General features: G+C 52.9%; 18 protein-coding genes and 2 tRNA genes. 15 read left to right on the top strand and 5 right to left on the bottom strand.

Annotated features, from left to right (window positions below; translation table 11 throughout):
• Positions 1-52: 52 nt before the first annotated feature.
• Together sfsB and ispB are read right to left on the bottom strand one after the other, a co-directional pair.
• Positions 53-340, bottom strand: coding sequence for a DNA-binding transcriptional regulator SfsB (sfsB, locus tag LDB27_RS02645; RefSeq protein ID WP_000444168.1), 288 nt, complete (start codon positions 338-340; stop codon positions 53-55).
• A gap of 231 nt (positions 341-571) precedes the next feature.
• Complete coding sequence (ispB, locus tag LDB27_RS02650) at positions 572-1,543, bottom strand: octaprenyl diphosphate synthase (RefSeq protein WP_001047354.1); 972 nt, start codon at positions 1,541-1,543, stop codon at positions 572-574.
• A 257-nt stretch (positions 1,544-1,800) separates the two neighbouring features.
• Between ispB and rplU the strand changes: the two genes are divergently transcribed.
• The 4 genes from rplU to cgtA all read left to right on the top strand — a co-directional run bounded on the left by rplU (position 1,801) and on the right by cgtA (position 4,672).
• A complete protein-coding gene (gene rplU / locus LDB27_RS02655) occupies positions 1,801-2,112 on the top strand; it encodes a 50S ribosomal protein L21 (protein ID WP_000271398.1) in 312 nt (103 codons plus the stop codon).
• A gap of 19 nt (positions 2,113-2,131) precedes the next feature.
• Positions 2,132-2,389: a 50S ribosomal protein L27 gene (rpmA, locus tag LDB27_RS02660; RefSeq protein ID WP_000940593.1), complete on the top strand. Its 258-nt coding sequence runs from the start codon at positions 2,132-2,134 to the stop codon at positions 2,387-2,389.
• A gap of 129 nt (positions 2,390-2,518) precedes the next feature.
• A complete protein-coding gene (locus LDB27_RS02665) occupies positions 2,519-3,484 on the top strand; it encodes a DMT family transporter (RefSeq protein WP_000813052.1) in 966 nt (321 codons plus the stop codon).
• Between the two features lie 15 nt (positions 3,485-3,499).
• Entirely contained in the window at positions 3,500-4,672 is a 1,173-nt protein-coding gene (cgtA, locus tag LDB27_RS02670) for an Obg family GTPase CgtA (protein ID WP_000673556.1), read from the top strand.
• A 130-nt stretch (positions 4,673-4,802) separates the two neighbouring features.
• Here the strand turns inward: cgtA and dacB are convergent, their stop codons facing one another.
• Positions 4,803-6,236 (bottom strand): serine-type D-Ala-D-Ala carboxypeptidase, encoded by a 1,434-nt coding sequence (dacB, locus tag LDB27_RS02675; RefSeq protein ID WP_001212686.1) that lies wholly within the window; start codon positions 6,234-6,236, stop codon positions 4,803-4,805.
• Between the two features lie 247 nt (positions 6,237-6,483).
• Here dacB and greA point away from each other — a divergent pair, with 247 nt between their 5' ends.
• Positions 6,484-6,960: a transcription elongation factor GreA gene (greA, locus tag LDB27_RS02680; protein ID WP_001148008.1), complete on the top strand. Its 477-nt coding sequence runs from the start codon at positions 6,484-6,486 to the stop codon at positions 6,958-6,960.
• Between the two features lie 155 nt (positions 6,961-7,115).
• On the opposite strand, the gene yhbY is transcribed toward greA, so the two are convergent.
• Positions 7,116-7,409 (bottom strand): ribosome assembly RNA-binding protein YhbY, encoded by a 294-nt coding sequence (gene yhbY / locus LDB27_RS02685; protein ID WP_001592995.1) that lies wholly within the window; start codon positions 7,407-7,409, stop codon positions 7,116-7,118.
• Positions 7,410-7,535: 126 nt separating this feature from the next.
• Between yhbY and rlmE the strand changes: the two genes are divergently transcribed.
• The 6 genes from rlmE to LDB27_RS02715 all read left to right on the top strand — a co-directional run bounded on the left by rlmE (position 7,536) and on the right by LDB27_RS02715 (position 13,138).
• Positions 7,536-8,162, top strand: coding sequence for a 23S rRNA (uridine(2552)-2'-O)-methyltransferase RlmE (rlmE, locus tag LDB27_RS02690; protein ID WP_000145974.1), 627 nt, complete (start codon positions 7,536-7,538; stop codon positions 8,160-8,162).
• Between the two features lie 103 nt (positions 8,163-8,265).
• Complete coding sequence (ftsH, locus tag LDB27_RS02695; protein WP_001107480.1) at positions 8,266-10,200, top strand: ATP-dependent zinc metalloprotease FtsH; 1,935 nt, start codon at positions 8,266-8,268, stop codon at positions 10,198-10,200.
• 104 nt (positions 10,201-10,304) lie between these two features.
• A complete protein-coding gene (folP, locus tag LDB27_RS02700; protein WP_000764709.1) occupies positions 10,305-11,153 on the top strand; it encodes a dihydropteroate synthase in 849 nt (282 codons plus the stop codon).
• Positions 11,146-12,483 (top strand): phosphoglucosamine mutase, encoded by a 1,338-nt coding sequence (gene glmM / locus LDB27_RS02705; RefSeq protein ID WP_000071169.1) that lies wholly within the window; start codon positions 11,146-11,148, stop codon positions 12,481-12,483. Before folP ends, glmM begins: the two co-directional genes overlap by 8 nt.
• A 222-nt stretch (positions 12,484-12,705) precedes the next feature.
• On the top strand, positions 12,706-13,038 hold the full coding sequence (gene secG, locus LDB27_RS02710; RefSeq protein WP_000272680.1) for a preprotein translocase subunit SecG: 333 nt from the start codon (positions 12,706-12,708) through the stop codon (positions 13,036-13,038).
• A gap of 13 nt (positions 13,039-13,051) precedes the next feature.
• Positions 13,052-13,138 (top strand) — tRNA-Leu (locus LDB27_RS02715).
• A gap of 201 nt (positions 13,139-13,339) precedes the next feature.
• Here the strand turns inward: LDB27_RS02715 and argG are convergent.
• The gene (argG, locus tag LDB27_RS02720) at positions 13,340-14,683 is read right to left on the bottom strand and encodes an argininosuccinate synthase (RefSeq protein WP_000207654.1); all 1,344 of its coding nucleotides are present in this window, start codon (positions 14,681-14,683) and stop codon (positions 13,340-13,342) included.
• A gap of 343 nt (positions 14,684-15,026) precedes the next feature.
• On the opposite strand from argG, the gene LDB27_RS02725 reads away from it, so the two are divergent.
• From LDB27_RS02725 to infB, 4 genes are all read left to right on the top strand, one after another.
• Positions 15,027-15,103: transfer RNA gene (locus tag LDB27_RS02725), tRNA-Met, on the top strand.
• A gap of 207 nt (positions 15,104-15,310) precedes the next feature.
• Positions 15,311-15,763, top strand: a complete 453-nt coding sequence (rimP, locus tag LDB27_RS02730; protein ID WP_000105461.1) for a ribosome maturation factor RimP — start codon at positions 15,311-15,313, stop codon at positions 15,761-15,763.
• A 27-nt stretch (positions 15,764-15,790) separates the two neighbouring features.
• On the top strand, positions 15,791-17,293 hold the full coding sequence (gene nusA, locus LDB27_RS02735; protein ID WP_001031039.1) for a transcription termination factor NusA: 1,503 nt from the start codon (positions 15,791-15,793) through the stop codon (positions 17,291-17,293).
• Positions 17,294-17,317: 24 nt separating this feature from the next.
• A complete protein-coding gene (gene infB / locus LDB27_RS02740; RefSeq protein WP_000133064.1) occupies positions 17,318-19,996 on the top strand; it encodes a translation initiation factor IF-2 in 2,679 nt (892 codons plus the stop codon).
• Positions 19,997-20,139 lie beyond the last annotated feature (143 nt).

Genomic DNA, 20,139 nt, shown 5'->3' on the forward strand with positions numbered 1-20,139 from the left:
TATACGCTGAATAACCCCCGCGAACGCGATGCGGGGGTTGTTTTACAGGCTCTTACTCTACATTCTGTTTGTTTTTATTACGCGCTCTCATAAGCCGCGTTCTGTCGATAAACTCATGCGTGCGCGGATCGTGATAACGCGATGGCCAAATAACCCAGGGTTCCGTTCCCAATGCTTTCGCGATAATCAACTCTCCTTTCGGCCACGGGCGCGTTAATGCATTGGCCAGCGTGGATGAACTCAATCCATTCCGACGTGACTCAGCGGCCATTGAAGTCCCTTTTTTACGTAGTCCGGCAATGATATCGGCCGGATGCCAGTCAATAAGCTTGCTTTCCATACATCCATCACTCCTTAGGTTAATCACTTACGGTTTTAACAACCCGACGACGTTCGATACTATAACGCTTCGTGAAGGAATGTTCTAAAAAGTTCATGTAAGTGTCGGCAATATTCAGAATATGCCAGGGGAAGTCCTGGGTGAGTATATGAAAGACAGGCGATAGGGTATCTGGAGTTTATTAGAACTTAATGGGATATCCCGCGCAGTGCGCGGGATAAGAGAACGGCATTAACGATCGCGCTGCACCGCGATGTGTGCGAGACCGATAAGCGCCTCACGCCATGGAGTATCCGGCAATATCTGCAACGCGGATATCGCTTTGTCGGCTTCTTCTTCCGCTCGCTGACGCGTCCATTCCAGCGAGCCGCAGGTGGTCATCGCTTCCAGAACCGGTTCCAGAAGATGACGGCCATTACCTTGTTCAATAGCGGTACGGATCATCGCTGACTGTTCTGGCGTACCGTGGCGCATGGCGTGAAGCAACGGTAAGGTGGGTTTGCCCTCATTGAGGTCATCACCCACATTTTTACCGAGATGCTCGCCGTCGGCGCTGTAATCCAGCAGATCGTCAATGAGCTGGAAAGCCGTACCAAGGTAGCGGCCATAGTCCTGCAACCCTTTCTCTTGCTCAGGCGTACAACCGGCAAGAATACCGGAGCACTGGGCGGCGGCTTCGAACAGACGGGCCGTTTTACTGTAAATCACCCGCATGTAATTTTCTTCGGTAATGTCCGGGTCATTCACGTTCATCAATTGCAGCACTTCGCCTTCTGCAATCACGTTGACCGCTTCCGACATCACTTCCAGCACTTTTAACGAGCCGAGGCTGGTCATCATCTGGAAGGCGCGGGTATAGATAAAGTCGCCGACCAGCACGCTGGCGGCATTACCGAAGGCGGCATTTGCCGTTGCCTTGCCGCGACGCATATCGGATTCATCCACCACATCATCATGCAGCAGCGTCGCCGTGTGGATAAACTCGATCAGAGCGGCGATAGTCACGTGCGCGTTACCCTGATAACCCACCGCACGCGCGGCAAGAACGGCAATCATCGGACGAATGCGTTTCCCGCCGCCGCTAATAATGTAATATCCTAGCTGATTAATCAGTTGAACGTCGGAATTAAGCTGTTCAAGGATTGTCGCATTGACACCCGCCATATCTTGCGCGGTTAACTCGTTGATTTTTTCTAAATTCATCGCAAAAGCCGGGCTTATCGCCCCGATTATCCCATGTCTGAATGAGGTAACGTAGGGTTTATGGTTAGAAATATACCCTGATTGTACTGAAAAAACGCCGCAGATAAACGTTACCGTATGCGTTGTGTTTTTTTTCTTCATGTATTGATGGTAGCACTTGTCAAAGCCGTGCAATTTGCGTAATATTCGCGCCCTATTGTGAATATTTATAGCGCGCTCTGAATCATTGAAAGGTGTGCGCGGAAGCGGAGTTTTTTATGTACGCGGTTTTCCAAAGTGGTGGTAAACAACACCGAGTAAGCGAAGGTCAGACCGTTCGCCTGGAAAAGCTGGACATCGCAACTGGCGAAACTATCGAGTTCGCTGAAGTTCTGATGGTCGCAAACGGTGAAGAAGTCAAAATCGGCGTTCCTTTCGTTGATGGCGGCGTAATCAAAGCTGAAGTTGTTGCCCACGGTCGTGGCGAGAAAGTTAAAATCGTTAAGTTTCGTCGCCGTAAACACTACCGTAAGCAGCAGGGCCATCGTCAGTGGTTCACTGATGTGAAAATTACCGGCATCAGCGCTTAAGATTAGGGGAGCAGATTAAATGGCACATAAAAAGGCTGGCGGCTCGACTCGTAACGGTCGCGATTCTGAAGCTAAACGTCTGGGCGTAAAACGCTTTGGCGGTGAAGCAGTTCTGGCAGGCAGCATCATCGTTCGTCAACGTGGTACTAAATTCCACGCTGGCACCAACGTTGGTTGCGGTCGTGACCACACTCTGTTTGCTAAAGCAGACGGTAAAGTGAAATTCGAAGTTAAAGGCCCGAAAAACCGTAAATACATCAGCATCGTTGCTGAGTAAGTTTTTTGTGGTCCGGTAACGGATGAAAGCCCCGCACCTGTTGCGGGGCTTTTTACATTCGATGGCCGACTAAAATATACCCGTGTGGCTGTGCGAATGCCGTTAACGGGTCTTTGCAGGGAACACGGCATGAAGCAGCAGGCAGGCATTGGCATTCTTTTAGCGCTCACTACCGCGATGTGCTGGGGAGCGTTGCCAATAGCAATGAAGCAAGTGCTGGAGGTGATGGAGCCTTCAACCATTGTCTTCTACCGCTTCTTAATGGCCAGTATTGGCCTCGGGGCGATACTGGCAGTAAAAAGAAAGCTGCCGCCGCTGCGTATTTTTCGTAAGCCGCGCTGGTTGGTGTTATTAGCGATAGCGACCTGCGGACTGTTCGGTAATTTCATTTTGTTCAGTTCTTCCCTGCAATATTTAAGCCCAACCGCGTCGCAGGTTATCGGCCAGCTCTCGCCGGTTGGCATGATGGTCGCCAGCGTCTTTATTCTGAAAGAAAAGATGCGCGGTACGCAGGTGATTGGCGCGCTGATGTTATTGAGCGGGCTGGTGATGTTTTTTAACACCAGTCTGATCGAGATTTTTACCCGACTGACCGACTACACCTGGGGCGTTATTTTTGGCGTAGGCGCGGCGATGGTGTGGGTGAGCTATGGCGTGGCGCAAAAAGTATTATTGCGACGTCTGGCCTCGCAGCAGATCCTGTTTTTACTGTACACTTTATGTACGATAGCGCTCTTGCCGCTGGCAAAACCGATGGTGATAGCGCAACTGAGCGACTGGCAGCTCGCCTGTTTGATTTTCTGCGGGCTAAATACGCTGGTAGGATATGGCGCCCTGGCGGAAGCGATGGCGCGTTGGCAGGCGGCGCAGGTGAGTGCGATAATCACGCTTACACCGCTATTTACCCTGCTGTTTTCAGATCTTTTATCTATGGCCTGGCCCGATTTCTTCGCCAGACCGATGTTAAACCTTTTAGGTTATCTCGGTGCGTTTGTCGTGGTTGCGGGCGCGATGTATTCCGCCATTGGTCATCGTATTTGGGGCGGTTTACGCAAGCATGAAACGGTGGTTTCGCAACCCCGCTCAGGCGAATGATTTACGGAGAATAAAATGAAGTTTGTTGATGAAGCATCGATTCTGGTCGTTGCAGGCGATGGCGGTAATGGCTGTGTGAGCTTCCGCCGCGAAAAATATATCCCGAAAGGCGGCCCGGACGGCGGTGATGGCGGCGACGGCGGCGACGTCTGGATGGAAGCCGATGAAAACCTGAATACGCTGATCGATTACCGCTTTGAAAAATCATTCCGCGCTGAACGTGGTCAGAATGGCGCGAGCCGCGACTGTACCGGTAAACGCGGTAAAGACGTGACCATCAAAGTGCCGGTCGGTACGCGCGTTATCGACCAGGGAACCGGTGAAACGATGGGCGACATGACCAAACACGGTCAGCGTCTGTTGGTCGCGAAGGGCGGCTGGCATGGGTTAGGCAATACCCGTTTTAAATCCTCGGTTAACCGTACGCCGCGCCAGAAAACCAATGGTACGCCGGGCGATAAGCGCGACCTGCTGCTGGAACTGATGCTGCTGGCGGATGTCGGGATGCTGGGGATGCCAAACGCCGGTAAATCAACGTTCATTCGTGCGGTATCGGCAGCAAAACCGAAAGTCGCGGACTATCCGTTTACCACGCTGGTGCCGAGCCTGGGCGTGGTACGAATGGACAGCGAAAAGAGTTTTGTGGTGGCTGACATTCCGGGGTTGATCGAAGGCGCGGCGGAAGGCGCGGGCCTGGGGATTCGCTTCCTGAAGCACCTCGAACGTTGCCGCGTACTGCTGCACCTCATTGATATCGATCCGATCGACGGTTCCGATCCGGTGGAAAACGCCCGTATCATTATTGGCGAACTGGAAAAATACAGCCAGGATCTGGCGGCTAAACCGCGCTGGTTAGTGTTCAACAAGATCGATCTGATGGATAAAACCGAAGCGGAAGAGAAAGCGAAAGCGATCGCCGAAGCGTTGGGCTGGGAAGGGAAATACTATCTGATTTCCGCCGCCAGTCAGCTGGGGGTGAAAGATCTCTGCTGGGATGTGATGACCTTTATCATCGAGAATCCGATCGCGCAGGCTGAAGAAGCAAAACAGCCGGAAAAAGTCGAGTTCATGTGGGACGATTATCATCGCCAGCAGTTGGCTGAAGTGGAAGAAGACGCAGACGATGACTGGGATGACGACTGGGATGAAGACGACGAAGAAGGCGTCGAGTTCATCTACAAACGTTAATCTCGTAGCCGGATGGCGCTAACGCTTATCCGGCCTACAAAAGCCAACGGGCCGCATTTGCGGCCCGTTTTATTATGTTCGTTGTAGGCCGGATAAGACGCGTTAGCGCCGCCATCCGGCAATAATGCACTCAGTTATTCTGATAAATATCCTTGTACAACCGACTCTCGAAGCGTACCAGCGGAATACGCCGATTACGCTGATCGGCAGGTGGAACCGCGTAGCCCGACAAATACTGTACAAATGCCATCCGTTGCCCGCTTGCGGTGGTAATAAAGCCCGCCAGATTATACACGCCCTGCAGTGACCCAGTTTTCGCCGAAACCTTACCGTCTACGCCCGCCTGATGCAGTCCGGCGCGGTATTGCAATGAACCATCATAGCCCGCCAGCGGCAGCATAGAGATAAAGTTCAGCTCGTTATCGTGTTGGGCGATATATTGCAGCACCTGCATCATCGTGGCGGGAGCGATCAGGTTATGGCGAGAAAGACCGGAACCGTCGGCAATAATGGTATTGCCGATATCAATTCCCGCCTGTTGGCGCAGGATCTGGCGAACGGCATCCGATCCCGCCCGCCAGGTGCCAGGCACGTTAAACCTGACATGACCAATCATCCGAAAAACAGTATCGGCGATCATGTTGTCTGACTTTTTCAGCATAATCTTAAGCAGATCGTGCAGTGGCGCCGACTGTTTACTGGCGACGATCGTTCCGGGCTCGTTAACCTGCGTCTGGCGCAGCAGTGTGCCGCGGTAAGTTATCCCGGCCTCTTTCAGTTCCTGCTTGAGGATCGCGCCCGCGTAGCTGGCGCCGTCCTGAATAGCAAAGGCCAGCGGCAGCGGGTCGGCGCGCTGTGGTAAACAGCCGGTAAGCGTATAACGGTTCAAATCGCCAGGCACAACATCCAGCTCGCAATACTGCGCGTCTGCCGAACCGCGCGGCAGAGTCCGTACCTGGCTGAACATCGTTACCGGATAATAAGAGGCCACGCGAATAAAAGCTAAATCGTTTGGTTTTTGCGCGCTATAAAGCGACACAGAAAAACAGTTGCGGTCAACAATGGCGGCGGCGGGAGGCGCGCTGAAACACTGCGTCAGGTCGTTCCACGGCCAGCCTGGCGCTTTATCGTGGCTGGCGAAAATCGACGTGTCGATAAGCACATTGCCGTCGATTTGCGTGACGCCTGACTTTTTCAACGTCGCGACCATATTGCGAATATCCTGACGTCTTAGCGTTGGATCGCCACCGAATCGCGCAATTACGTCACCTTTCAGGATGCCGTTATCGACGTTGCCTTTAGTCTCCAGCGTGGTCGTAAAACGGAAATCCGGGCCGAGTTGAATCAGCGCCGCCAGCGCGGTAATCACCTTTTGGGTACTGGCGGGAAGCGCCATCTGCTGACTATGATAATCAATAGCTGGCGCGGGCGCGCCAATCTTTTGCACCATCAGCGCGAGGTTGGCGCCGGCCGGAAGCTGTTTGATGTATTCGTCAATATTCGCGGCCTGAACGCTGAACGCTATACTGGTGGTCAATCCGATGATAAATCTGGAAAATCGCATAATCTCGCGCTAACACCCTGGAAACAAGCCGTCATACTACGGCGCAACGCCCTAAAAAGTAAACGATGACCCATAGGGAACTCCAGGGTAAAATGGTTATCAAAGAGGAAATTGTAGCTGACCTGGGACTGCGCGCCCGGGTTGGTGTTTTTTTGCTTCTGACCCTGGTATGGCATATGCCGGGGCTGGCTTAGCAGCCGGGGTAGAGTTCATTGCCCCCTACAGGAATGTTCAAGAGGTATAACAAATGCAAGCTATTCCGATGACCTTACGCGGAGCCGAAAAACTGCGCGAAGAGCTGGATTTTCTGAAATCTGTGCGCCGTCCTGAAATCATCGCCGCTATCGCCGAAGCGCGCGAACATGGCGATTTAAAAGAAAACGCGGAGTATCATGCTGCACGCGAACAGCAGGGTTTCTGCGAAGGACGCATTAAAGATATCGAAGCAAAACTGTCGAATGCGCAGGTGATTGATGTCACTAAAATGCCGAACAATGGTCGCGTGATTTTCGGCGCTACCGTCACGGTGCTGAACCTGGACACCGACGAAGAGCAGACCTATCGTATTGTTGGCGATGATGAGGCGGATTTTAAGCAAAATCTCATTTCGGTAAACTCGCCAATCGCTCGCGGCCTGATCGGCAAAGAGCAGGATGACGTCGTGGTGATCAAAACGCCTGGCGGCGATGTGGAATACGAAGTGCTTAAAGTGGAATACCTTTAAGCAGTACTCAATACGCAAATTGTTGGTGTATTGTAAAGAAAGGAAAAAGGCCGCATAGCGGCCTTTTATCAACGGAGAGAGCGTGGCATTTTGCTCTCCTGCTCGTGGAAAACCCCTCGTTTTACACAGATTTTGTGTTCGACTTTAGGATATCCTTAACGCGGCAGCGAGATTTTACGCTCTTTAGTTGGGCGATACAGCACCAGCGTTTTACCGATGACCTGTACGTTACAGGCGCCGGTTTCGCGCACGATAGCGTCCACGATCAAGGTTTTTGTTTCGCGATCTTCCGAGGCGATTTTCACCTTGATAAGTTCATGGTGCTCTAACGCTTGTTCAATCTCGGCCAGTACCCCTTCGGTCAAACCATTATTGCCAAGCATAACAACAGGCTTGAGCGGATGTGCCAGACCTTTTAGGTGCTGTTTTTGTTTAGTACTCAGATTCATCGTATATTTTTGCTTACGTTGGGATTGAAAACGGGTCATTCTACCGCCATCTCCCTTATATCGCCAAATAGGCGTGTAGAAATTTACGCCATTGGCTACGATGAACTGCCCCGACGGGAAAGTTAAATGACAGGTAAAAAGCGTTCTGCCAGCTCAAGCCGCTGGCTTCAGGAACACTTTAGCGATAAATATGTTCAACAGGCGCAGAAAAAGGGGCTACGCTCCCGTGCCTGGTTTAAACTTGATGAAATACAGCAAAGTGACAAACTTTTTAAGCCGGGAATGACGGTAGTCGATCTCGGCGCTGCGCCAGGAGGCTGGTCACAGTATGTGGTCACGCAGATTGGCGGCAAAGGCCGCATCATCGCTTGTGATCTTTTACCTATGGATCCTATCGTTGGTGTGGACTTTCTTCAGGGCGATTTTCGTGATGAACTTGTCATGAAAGCGTTACTGGAACGCGTGGGTGACAGTAAAGTACAAGTTGTCATGTCGGATATGGCACCAAACATGAGCGGAACACCGGCGGTGGATATCCCCCGCGCCATGTATCTGGTGGAGCTGGCGTTAGAGATGTGCCGCGATGTGCTGGCGCCAGGCGGAAGTTTTGTAGTGAAGGTGTTCCAGGGCGAAGGTTTCGATGAGTATCTAAGGGAAATTCGCTCCCTGTTTACGAAGGTTAAAGTTCGTAAGCCGGACTCTTCGCGTGCGCGTTCGCGTGAAGTGTACATTGTAGCGACCGGGCGAAAGTGATAACCGGCAGATTTCAGACGTAAGGTTTGAAAGAAACTGGATATAGAGTATCCTGACGCTGTTTTTAACACAGTTGTAATAAGAGGTTAATCCCTTGAGTGACATGGCGAAAAACCTAATACTCTGGCTGGTCATTGCCGTTGTGCTGATGTCAGTATTCCAGAGCTTTGGGCCCAGCGAGTCTAATGGCCGTAAGGTGGATTACTCTACCTTCCTGCAAGAGGTCAATCAGGACCAGGTTCGCGAAGCGCGTATCAACGGACGTGAGATCAACGTTACCAAGAAAGATAGTAACCGTTACACGACTTACATTCCGATTAATGATCCGAAGCTGCTTGATAACCTGCTGACTAAAAACGTCAAGGTTGTTGGCGAACCACCTGAAGAGCCAAGCCTGCTGGCTTCTATCTTCATTTCCTGGTTCCCGATGCTGTTGCTGATCGGCGTCTGGATCTTCTTCATGCGTCAGATGCAGGGCGGCGGTGGCAAAGGCGCCATGTCGTTCGGTAAGAGCAAGGCGCGTATGCTGACGGAAGATCAGATCAAAACCACGTTTGCTGACGTCGCGGGCTGTGACGAAGCGAAAGAAGAAGTGGCGGAACTGGTTGAATACCTGCGTGAACCGAGCCGTTTCCAGAAGCTGGGCGGTAAAATTCCGAAAGGCGTCCTGATGGTCGGCCCGCCGGGTACCGGTAAAACCCTGCTGGCAAAAGCCATTGCGGGTGAAGCGAAGGTGCCATTCTTTACGATTTCCGGTTCTGACTTTGTGGAAATGTTCGTCGGTGTCGGCGCGTCTCGTGTGCGTGACATGTTCGAACAGGCCAAGAAAGCGGCGCCGTGCATTATCTTCATCGATGAAATCGACGCCGTCGGTCGCCAGCGTGGCGCAGGTCTTGGCGGCGGTCACGATGAACGTGAGCAGACGTTGAACCAGATGCTGGTTGAGATGGACGGCTTCGAAGGTAACGAAGGTATCATCGTTATCGCCGCAACTAACCGTCCGGACGTCCTTGACCCGGCGCTGCTGCGTCCTGGTCGTTTCGACCGTCAGGTGGTGGTAGGCCTGCCGGATGTTCGCGGTCGTGAGCAGATTCTGAAGGTGCATATGCGTCGCGTACCGTTAGCGACGGATATTGATGCGGCGATCATTGCGCGCGGTACGCCGGGCTTCTCCGGTGCGGACCTGGCGAACCTGGTCAACGAAGCGGCGCTGTTTGCCGCACGCGGCAACAAACGCGTAGTGTCGATGGTTGAGTTCGAGAAAGCGAAAGACAAAATCATGATGGGTGCCGAACGTCGCTCCATGGTGATGACGGAAGCGCAGAAAGAGTCGACCGCGTACCACGAAGCGGGCCACGCGATTATCGGTCGCCTGGTGCCGGAACACGATCCGGTGCACAAAGTGACGATTATCCCGCGCGGTCGTGCGCTGGGCGTGACCTTCTTCCTGCCTGAAGGCGACGCGATCAGCGCCAGCCGTCAGAAACTGGAAAGCCAGATCTCCACCCTGTACGGCGGTCGTCTGGCGGAAGAGATCATCTACGGTGCCGAACATGTTTCTACCGGGGCGTCGAACGACATTAAAGTCGCGACTAACCTGGCGCGTAACATGGTGACTCAGTGGGGCTTCTCCGACAAACTTGGTCCGCTGCTGTATGCGGAAGAAGAGGGCGAAGTGTTCCTCGGCCGTAGCGTCGCAAAAGCGAAACATATGTCTGATGAAACTGCGCGTATCATCGACCAGGAAGTGAAAGCGCTGATTGAACGTAACTACAATCGCGCTCGTCAGATCCTGACTGACAATATGGATATTCTGCACGCGATGAAAGATGCGCTGATGAAATATGAAACCATCGATGCGCCGCAGATTGATGACCTGATGGCGCGTCGTGAAGTGCGTCCGCCTGCGGGCTGGGAAGATCCAAACGGCACCAATAACTCTGACAGCAATGGTACGCCTCAGGCGCCGCGTCCGGTTGATGAACCACGCACGCCGAACCCGGGCAACACGATGTCAGAGCAGCTGGGCGACAAATAAGCGTTTGTTGTACAACATTATGTTTAGCGCTCACCGAAACCCTGGGGCTTGCCCCGGGGTTTTTCTTTTTTTAACTCACCACAAATAAAACAGGGATTTTGACCATGAAACTCTTCGCTCAGGGCGCCACGCTCGATCTCACTCATCCGCATGTTATGGGGATCCTGAACGTAACGCCGGATTCGTTCTCCGACGGCGGCGCGCATAACACGCTGATTGAGGCGGTGAAACATGCGAATTTAATGGTGAATGCCGGGGCGACAATTATTGATGTGGGGGGGGAATCAACGCGACCAGGCGCGGCGGAAGTGAGCGTGGAAGAAGAGCTGGATCGCGTTATTCCGGTACTGGAAGCAATCGCGCAACGCTTTGAAGTGTGGATTTCTGTGGATACCTCTAAACCCGAGGTGATCCGTGAAGCGGCAAGGGCGGGCGCGCATATTATCAATGATGTCCGTTCGCTCTCCGAACTCGGCGCGTTGGAAGCGGCAGCGGAAACCGGCTTGCCGGTCAGTCTTATGCACATGCAGGGCAACCCCAAAACCATGCAGGAGGCGCCGAAATATGACGATGTCTTTGCCGAGGTGAATCGCTACTTTATTGAGCAAATAGCACGTTGTGAGAAGGCCGGCATCGCAAAAGAGAAATTGTTGCTCGACCCCGGATTCGGTTTCGGTAAAAATCTCTCTCACAATTATACCTTACTGGCGCGACTGGGTGAGTTTCATCATTTTAACCTGCCGCTGCTGGTGGGCATGTCACGTAAAACGATGGTTGGTCAGTTACTTAACGTGGGACCATCAGACCGTCTGAACGGCAGCCTTGCGTGCGCGGTAATTGCCGCGATGCAGGGCGCGCAGATCATTCGCGTCCATGACGTCAAAGAAACCGTAGAGGCGATGCGGGTGGTAGAAGCCACTCTGTCTGCAAAGGGAAACAAACGCTATGAGTAATCGTAAATATTTCGGTACCGATGGGATTCGCGGACGTGTAGGCAATGCCCCCATTACACCTGATTTCGTGCTTAAACTGGGTTGGGCTGCCGGAAAAGTGCTGGCGCGTCATGGCTCGCGTAAAATCATTATCGGTAAAGATACGCGTATTTCCGGCTATATGCTGGAGTCCGCGCTGGAGGCGGGCCTTGCCGCTGCGGGACTGTCGGCCTCGTTTACCGGACCTATGCCAACGCCAGCCGTCGCCTATCTGACGCGGACTTTCCGCGCGGAGGCGGGTATCGTTATCTCGGCTTCGCATAACCCGTTCTATGATAACGGCATTAAATTCTTCTCTATCGACGGTACGAAACTGCCTGACGATGTGGAAGAAGCCATCGAAGCCGAAATGGAAAAAGAGATCACCTGCGTAGACTCCGCCGAGCTGGGGAAAGCGAGCCGCATCGTCGACGCCGCCGGACGCTATATTGAGTTCTGTAAAGGCACCTTCCCGAACGAACTGAGCCTCAACGGTCTGAAAGTGGTTGTGGATTGCGCCAACGGCGCTACCTACCATATCGCACCGAATGTGCTGCGCGAGCTGGGCGCGACCGTTATCGCCATCGGCTGTGAGCCAAACGGCGTCAACATTAACGAAGAAGTGGGCGCGACCGACGTGCGCGCGTTGCAGGCGCGCGTGTTGGCGGAGAAGGCGGACCTCGGCATTGCGCTTGACGGCGACGGCGACCGGGTCATCATGGTTGACCATGAAGGCAATAAAGTCGATGGCGATCAGATTATGTATATCATCGCGCGCGAAGGGCTGCGCCAGGGGCAACTGCGCGGCGGCGCGGTGGGGACGCTGATGAGCAATATGGGGCTGGAGCTGGCGCTCAAGCAGCTTGGCATTCCGTTTGCCCGGGCGAAAGTGGGCGACCGCTACGTGCTGGAAAAATTGCAGGAAAAAGGTTGGCGCATCGGCGCGGAAAACTCTGGTCACGTTATTCTGCTGGATAAAACGACCACTGGCGACGGTATTGTAGCGGGGCTACAAGTTCTGGCGGCGATGGTGCGTAATCATATGAGTCTGCACGATCTGTGCAGCGGTATGAAAATGTTCCCGCAGATTCTGGTTAACGTGCGTTACACCGCCGGTAGCGGCGATCCGCTGGAAAATGAAGCGGTGAAAGCGGTAACGGCGGACGTAGAAGCCACGCTCGGCAATCGTGGGCGGGTATTGCTACGTAAATCCGGTACCGAACCGCTGATTCGCGTGATGGTGGAAGGCGAGGATGAAGCGCAGGTTACGGCATTCGCCCATCGTATTGCGGATGCGGTAAAAGCCGTTTAAGCGTTTAAGTGACTAAAAAGGCGGCGGTTGCCGCCTTACTGCCCGCAAAAAACAACGCTTTTGCTGTTTTTTTCCGCAGTTGATACAATGCGCTTAAATTGCCCTTGCGAAGGTCATTCGCTTTGGTTAGTATTCACACCCGCTTCAGTGGGAAACAGTAAAAATCCCGCTTTATTGGTAGAAGCATTGGTACGCGGCAACTCCGCAAGGAACAGGTTGATTATGTACGAAGCTCTTTTAGTTGTTTTCCTTATTGTGGCAATTGGCCTTGTAGGTCTGATCATGCTGCAGCAAGGTAAAGGCGCTGATATGGGAGCCTCCTTCGGAGCAGGCGCTTCCGCTACGCTATTTGGTTCAAGTGGTTCTGGTAACTTCATGACCCGAATGACGGCGGTATTGGCGACGCTGTTCTTCATCATCAGTCTGGTGTTGGGTAATATCAATAGCAATAAAACCAATAAAGGAAGCGAGTGGGAAAATCTGAGCGCGCCGGCGAAGACCGAGCAGACTCAACCTGCTGCACCGGCCCAGCCGACCAGCGATATCCCGCGCTAATAGCAGTATCCGTGCCGAGGTGGTGGAATTGGTAGACACGCTACCTTGAGGTGGTAGTGCCCAATAGGGCTTACGGGTTCAAGTCCCGTCCTCGGTACCAATATTCCGAAAGAAAGACGCTGAAAAGCGTCTTTTTTTTCGTTTGTTATTTGTGGTTGTCTGTAGGTCGGATAAGACGTTACGCCGCCATCCGACATTATTACAACCCATGATGGCGCTACGTTTATCAGGCCAACAGACACCTTATATTCCGCGCATAAAAAAGGCCGCTTTCGCGGCCTGTTGCATCAACGACGCGGGCTTATTTGCCTTTGTTTTCCAGATTCTCAACCTGCGGCAGACCGGTCGCGGAAGAGGCGGTTAACAGACCGGCTTTCGCGTAGCCGAACAGTTTCTCGCGGGTATCGGTAATGTCCAGATTACGCATGGTCAACTGACCGATACGATCGTCCGGTGAGAACACGGACTCGCCTTTCTCCATGGTCAGACGCTCAGCCTTATAGGTCAGGTTGTCAGACACGGTGTTCAGGATGGAGTAGTCGTTGCCGCGACGCAACTCGAGTGTGACCTCACCGGTAATCTGGCTGGCGACCCAACGTTGCAGGCCGTCACGCAGCATCAGCGCCTGAGAGTCGAACCAGCGGCCCTGATACAGCAGTTTACCCAGCTGACGACCATGAGAATGATACTGTTCAATGGTGTCTTCGTTGTGAATACCGGTCAACAGACGCTCGTAAGCGATGTGCAGCAGTGCCATTCCGGGGGCTTCATAAATACCGCGGCTTTTTGCTTCAATGATGCGGTTTTCAATTTGGTCGCTCATGCCCAGGCCGTGACGGCCACCGATGCGGTTCGCTTCCAGCATCATCTCAACATCATCGCTGAAGGTTTTACCGTTCAGGGCAACAGGGTGACCCTGCTCGAAGCGGACGGTCACAACTTCTGCCGGGATCTTCACGCTTTCGTCCCAGAACTTCACGCCCATAATCGGGTTGACGATCTTGACGCTGGAGTTAAGAAACTCCAGATCTTTCGCTTCATGCGTGGCGCCGAGCATGTTGGAGTCGGTGGAGTAGGCTTTTTCGACTGACATCTTATAGTCGAAACCGCAGGCAATCATAAATTCAGACATCTCATGGCGACCACCCAGCTCATCGATAAAGTCGGTATCCAGCCACGGTTTGTAAATCTGCAGCTCGGCGTTGGTCAGCAAGCCGTAACGATAGAAACGTTCAATATCGTTGCCTTTATAGGTGCTGCCGTCGCCCCAGATATTCACGCCGTCTTCTTTCATCGCGGCGACCAGCATCGTGCCGGTCACGGCACGGCCCAGCGGCGTGGTATTGAAATAGGTCAGTCCGCCAGTCGTATTATGGAAAGCGCCGCACTGAATCGCTGCGATCCCTTCTGCAACCAACTGCTTGCGGCAATCAATCAGGCGAGCATTCTCTGCGCCATACTCCATTGCGCGACGAGGAATGGCGTCATAGTCATCCTCATCCGGTTGTCCCAGATTCGCAGTATAGGCATATGGGACAGCTCCTTTTTGTCGCATCCACAGCAGCGCGGCGCTGGTGTCCAGACCGCCGGAAAAAGCGATACCAATACGTTGACCTGCTGGAAGATGCTTAAGAATCGTCGTCATAGAATAGAACCCTGCTTGATTGACTGATAATGAGATCGGTTTCTGCTTTAGTGCATTTTTATGCAAAATAAATGAGTTTTCATTTAATCATCTTTTAGCAGAGACAGGAAGCATTTAGTGAAGGTTTACTGAAATAACGTTGTGAAATGCGTGTATAAGCCGGAGAGGTGGGATGAGTATAACGAAGAGTGATATTCATTCATCTGCATATTGGGAATAGGGTTGACATAACTCATGCCTGGTCACTATACTGTGCGCAGATTTTACGTCCCGTCCTCGGTACCAAATCCCAGCAGTATTTGCATTTTTTACCCAAAACGAGTAGAATTTGCCACGTTTCAGGCGCGGGGTGGAGCAGCCTGGTAGCTCGTCGGGCTCATAACCCGAAGGTCGTCGGTTCAAATCCGGCCCCCGCAACCACTTTCCCTTAGAGTTCTTTTTCAAATATACTGTGAAGATTATGTCCTTCGTAGCTGGATTTGAAAAAAATTCTTTCGGAAGGTACACCAGACCGCCGTTGCGGTTATAGGGTTCAGTTATATAAAGCCCCGATTTATCGGGGTTTTTTGTTATCTGACTACAGAATAACTGGGCTTTAGGCCCTTTTTTTATGTCTTGGGGGTGGGCTTGTCCACATTAGAGCAAAAATTAACAGAGATGATTACAGCGCCAGTTGAAGCCTTAGGCTACGAGCTGGTCGGCATCGAATTTATTCGCGGTCGCACATCCACACTGCGCATCTATATTGATAGTGAAGATGGCATCAATGTTGATGATTGTGCTGATGTGAGCCACCAGGTAAGCGCGGTGCTGGACGTTGAAGATCCTATCTCCGTGGCTTACAACCTTGAAGTCTCGTCACCGGGTCTCGACCGTCCTATGTTCACTGCCGATCACTATGCGCGTTTCCAGGGTGAAGAAGTCGCGCTGGTTCTTCGCATGGCGGTACAGAACCGTCGCAAGTGGCAGGGCATTATCAAAGCGGTGGACGGTGAAATGATTACCGTCACAGTCGAAGGCAAAGATGAAGTGTTCGCGCTGAGTAATATCCAGAAGGCGAACCTGGTTCCCCACTTTTAACAGTCTGGATGAGGTGAAAAGCCCGCGATGAACAAAGAAATTTTGGCTGTTGTTGAAGCCGTCTCCAACGAAAAAGCGCTGCCACGCGAAAAAATTTTTGAAGCGCTGGAAAGTGCGCTGGCGACAGCAACAAAGAAAAAATATGAGCAGGAGATCGATGTTCGTGTAGAAATCGATCGTAAAAGCGGTGATTTTGATACTTTCCGCCGTTGGTTGATCGTTGAAGAAGTGACCATGCCGACGAAGGAAATTACGCTGGAAGCGGCGCGCTTTGAAGACGAAAGTCTGAATGTCGGCGACTATGTTGAAGATCAGATTGAATCTGTCACCTTTGACCGTATCACCACGCAGACTGCGAAACAGGTTATCGTGCAGAAAGTGCGTGAAGCCGAACGGGCGATGGTTGTCGATCAGTTCCGCGACCAGGAAGGCGAAATCGTCACTGGCGTGGTGAAGAAAGTAAACCGCGACAATATCTCTCTGGAAATTAAATCTGAAGGGATGGCCGGTAACGCTGAAGCGGTGATTCTGCGTGAAGATATGCTGCCGCGCGAAAACTTCCGTCCTGGCGACCGTATTCGCGGCGTGCTGTATGCTGTTCGCCCGGAAGCGCGTGGCGCGCAGCTGTTCGTCACCCGTTCCAAGCCGGAAATGCTGATCGAACTGTTCCGCATCGAAGTGCCGGAAATCGGCGAAGAAGTGATTGAAATTAAAGCGGCGGCTCGCGATCCGGGTTCTCGTGCGAAAATCGCAGTGAAAACCAACGATAAACGTATCGATCCGGTCGGCGCTTGCGTGGGGATGCGCGGCGCGCGCGTTCAGGCGGTCTCTACCGAACTGGGCGGTGAGCGTATCGATATCGTGCTGTGGGATGATAACCCGGCGCAGTTCGTCATTAATGCGATGGCGCCGGCAGACGTCGCGTCTATCGTGGTGGACGAAGATAAACATACCATGGATATCGCCGTTGAAGCCGGTAATCTGGCGCAGGCGATCGGACGTAATGGTCAGAACGTCCGCCTGGCTTCGCAATTGAGCGGCTGGGAACTCAACGTAATGACCGTTGATGACTTGCAGGCTAAACATCAGGCTGAAGCACATGCCGCTATCGAGATCTTTACTAAATATCTTGATATTGATGAAGAGTTCGCGACCGTTCTGGTAGAAGAAGGTTTCTCCACGCTCGAAGAACTGGCCTATGTGCCAATGAAAGAACTGCTGGAAATTGACGGCCTTGATGAGCCGACCGTTGAAGCACTGCGCGAGCGTGCTAAAAACGCACTGACCACTCTGGCGCAGGACCAGGAAGCAAGCCTCGGTGATAACAAACCGGCTGACGATCTGCTGAATCTGGAAGGATTAGATCGCGATATGGCTTTCAAACTGGCGGCTCGTGGTGTTTGTACGCTGGAAGATCTCGCCGACCAGGGCATTGATGATCTGGCTGATATCGAAGGGTTGACCGACGAAAAAGCCGGTGAGCTGATTATGGCTGCCCGTAATATTTGCTGGTTCGGCGACGAAGCGTAATAAACTGTAGCAGGAAGGAACAGCATGACAGATGTAACCCTAAAAGCGCTGGCCGCAGAGAGACAGGTTTCCGTGGATCGCCTGGTACAGCAGTTTGCTGATGCAGGTATCCGGAAATCTGCTGACGACTCTGTGTCCGCACAAGAAAAACAGACTTTACTGGCGCACCTGAACCGCGAAGCGGTTTCTGGTCCCGATAAACTGACGCTGCAGCGTAAGACGCGCAGTACCCTGAATATTCCAGGTACCGGTGGAAAAAGTAAATCGGTACAAATCGAAGTCCGCAAGAAGCGCACCTTTGTGAAACGCGATCCGCAAGAGGCTGAACGCCTGGCCGCGGAAGAGCAGGCGCAGCGTGAAGCGGAAGAGCAAGCCCGTCGTGAGGCAGAAGAACAGGCCAAACGCGAGGCGCAACAAAAAGCTGAACGCGAGGCCGCAGAACAAGCTAAGCGTGAAGCCGCTGAAAAAGCGAAACGTGAAGCTGCGGAAAAAGACAAAGTGAGCAATCAACAGACTGACGATATGACCAAAACCGCCCAGGCCGAAAAAGCCCGCCGTGAGAATGAAGCTGCAGAGCTGAAGCGTAAAGCGGAAGAAGAAGCACGTCGCAAACTCGAAGAAGAAGCGCGTCGTGTAGCAGAAGAAGCTCGCCGCATGGCGGAAGAAAACAAATGGACCGCAACGCCTGAGCCAGTAGAAGACACCAGTGACTATCATGTCACCACTTCTCAGCACGCGCGCCAGGCCGAAGACGAAAACGATCGTGAAGTTGAAGGCGGTCGTGGTCGTGGCCGTAATGCAAAAGCGGCGCGTCCGGCGAAAAAAGGCAAACATGCCGAATCTAAAGCCGATCGCGAAGAAGCGCGTGCTGCGGTTCGCGGCGGTAAAGGCGGTAAGCGTAAAGGGTCTTCTTTACAGCAAGGCTTCCAGAAGCCCGCTCAGGCCGTTAACCGTGACGTGGTGATCGGTGAAACCATCACCGTTGGCGAACTGGCGAACAAGATGGCGGTGAAAGGTTCTCAGGTCATCAAAGCGATGATGAAGCTGGGCGCCATGGCCACTATCAACCAGGTCATCGACCAGGAAACCGCACAGCTGGTTGCCGAAGAGATGGGCCACAAAGTTATCCTGCGTCGTGAAAACGAACTGGAAGAAGCGGTAATGAGCGACCGTGATACCGGCGCTGCGGCTGAACCGCGCGCCCCGGTTGTGACCATCATGGGCCACGTTGACCACGGTAAAACCTCTCTGCTGGACTACATTCGTTCCACGAAAGTAGCCTCTGGCGAAGCGGGCGGCATTACCCAGCACATCGGTGCTTACCACGTTGAAACTGACAACGGGATGATCACCTTCTTGGACACCCCGGGCCACGCCGCATTTACTTCTATGCGTGCTCGCGGCGCCCAGGCAACGGATATCGTGGTTCTGGTGGTAGCGGCAGACGACGGCGTGATGCCGCAGACTATCGAAGCTATCCAGCACGCGAAAGCGGCAGGTGTGCCGGTCGTGGTTGCGGTGAACAAAATCGATAAGCCGGAAGCGGATCCGGATCGCGTTAAGAACGAACTGTCCCAGTACGGCATTCTGCCGGAAGAGTGGGGCGGCGAGAGCCAGTTCGTTCACGTGTCTGCGAAAGCAGGTACCGGTATTGACGAACTGCTTGATGCTATCCTGCTGCAGGCCGAAGTTCTGGAACTGAAAGCGGTACGCAAAGGTATGGCGAGCGGCGCGGTGATCGAATCCTTCCTGGATAAAGGTCGTGGTCCGGTGGCTACCGTTCTGGTACGCGAAGGTACGCTGCATAAGGGCGATATCGTGCTGTGTGGCTTCGAATACGGCCGCGTGCGTGCGATGCGTAACGAACTGGGTCAGGAAGTGCTGGAAGCGGGTCCGTCCATTCCGGTGGAAATCCTCGGCCTGTCCGGCGTTCCGGCTGCCGGTGACGAAGTGACCGTAGTTCGCGACGAGAAGAAAGCGCGTGAAGTGGCTCTGTATCGTCAGGGTAAATTCCGTGAAGTTAAACTGGCTCGTCAGCAGAAATCTAAACTCGAGAACATGTTCGCCAACATGACCGAAGGCGAAGTTCACGAAGTGAACATCGTGCTGAAGGCCGACGTACAGGGTTCTGTGGAAGCGATCTCCGACTCCTTGCTGAAACTGTCTACCGACGAAGTGAAAGTGAAGATCATCGGTTCTGGCGTAGGTGGTATCACCGAAACCGACGCGACCCTGGCTGCGGCATCCAACGCCATTCTGGTGGGCTTCAACGTTCGTGCCGATGCCTCTGCGCGTAAAGTGATCGAATCTGAAAGCCTGGATCTGCGTTACTACTCCGTCATCTATAACCTGATCGACGAAGTGAAAGCGGCGATGAGCGGTATGCTGTCTCCGGAACTGAAACAGCAGATCATCGGTCTGGCTGAAGTGCGCGATGTGTTCAAATCGCCGAAATTCGGCGCGATCGCGGGCTGTATGGTTACCGAAGGTACGATTAAACGCCATAACCCAATCCGCGTTCTGCGTGACAACGTGGTTATCTATGAAGGCGAGCTGGAATCCCTGCGCCGCTTCAAAGATGACGTTAACGAAGTCCGTAACGGCATGGAATGTGGTATCGGCGTGAAGAACTACAACGACGTTCGCGTTGGCGATATGATCGAAGTATTCGAGATTATCGAGATCCAACGTACTATCGCTTAAGGTTGGTTGGGTGTAGGCCGGATAAGGCGTTTACGCCGCCATCCGGCAATGTTATGCCTGATGGCGCTAGCGCTTATCAGGCCTACAGCCTGAATACCGTATTAATTTCAAAAAGGGGCTGATAGCCCCTTTTTTGTCTGGAG

It is taken from the genome of Salmonella sp. JXY0409-18 (assembly GCF_020268625.1).
Lineage (GTDB): Bacteria > Pseudomonadota > Gammaproteobacteria > Enterobacterales > Enterobacteriaceae > Salmonella > Salmonella enterica.

Bases quoted from the DNA above. Each gene is read 5' to 3' on its own strand.
- cgtA (WP_000673556.1), top strand. From the start codon at position 3,500: ATGAAGTTTGTTGATGAAGCATCGATTCTGGTCGTTGCAGGCGATGGC.
- infB (WP_000133064.1), top strand. From the start codon at position 17,318: ATGACAGATGTAACCCTAAAAGCGCTGGCCGCAGAGAGACAGGTTTCC.
- dacB (WP_001212686.1), bottom strand. From the start codon at position 6,236: ATGCGATTTTCCAGATTTATCATCGGATTGACCACCAGTATAGCGTTC.
- yhbY (WP_001592995.1), bottom strand. From the start codon at position 7,409: ATGAATCTGAGTACTAAACAAAAACAGCACCTAAAAGGTCTGGCACAT.
- secG (WP_000272680.1), top strand. From the start codon at position 12,706: ATGTACGAAGCTCTTTTAGTTGTTTTCCTTATTGTGGCAATTGGCCTT.
- folP (WP_000764709.1), top strand. From the start codon at position 10,305: ATGAAACTCTTCGCTCAGGGCGCCACGCTCGATCTCACTCATCCGCAT.
- rplU (WP_000271398.1), top strand. From the start codon at position 1,801: ATGTACGCGGTTTTCCAAAGTGGTGGTAAACAACACCGAGTAAGCGAA.
- rpmA (WP_000940593.1), top strand. From the start codon at position 2,132: ATGGCACATAAAAAGGCTGGCGGCTCGACTCGTAACGGTCGCGATTCT.
- LDB27_RS02665 (WP_000813052.1), top strand. From the start codon at position 2,519: ATGAAGCAGCAGGCAGGCATTGGCATTCTTTTAGCGCTCACTACCGCG.
- glmM (WP_000071169.1), top strand. From the start codon at position 11,146: ATGAGTAATCGTAAATATTTCGGTACCGATGGGATTCGCGGACGTGTA.
- argG (WP_000207654.1), bottom strand. From the start codon at position 14,683: ATGACGACGATTCTTAAGCATCTTCCAGCAGGTCAACGTATTGGTATC.
- rlmE (WP_000145974.1), top strand. From the start codon at position 7,536: ATGACAGGTAAAAAGCGTTCTGCCAGCTCAAGCCGCTGGCTTCAGGAA.
- ftsH (WP_001107480.1), top strand. From the start codon at position 8,266: ATGGCGAAAAACCTAATACTCTGGCTGGTCATTGCCGTTGTGCTGATG.
- nusA (WP_001031039.1), top strand. From the start codon at position 15,791: ATGAACAAAGAAATTTTGGCTGTTGTTGAAGCCGTCTCCAACGAAAAA.
- greA (WP_001148008.1), top strand. From the start codon at position 6,484: ATGCAAGCTATTCCGATGACCTTACGCGGAGCCGAAAAACTGCGCGAA.
- ispB (WP_001047354.1), bottom strand. From the start codon at position 1,543: ATGAATTTAGAAAAAATCAACGAGTTAACCGCGCAAGATATGGCGGGT.
- sfsB (WP_000444168.1), bottom strand. From the start codon at position 340: ATGGAAAGCAAGCTTATTGACTGGCATCCGGCCGATATCATTGCCGGA.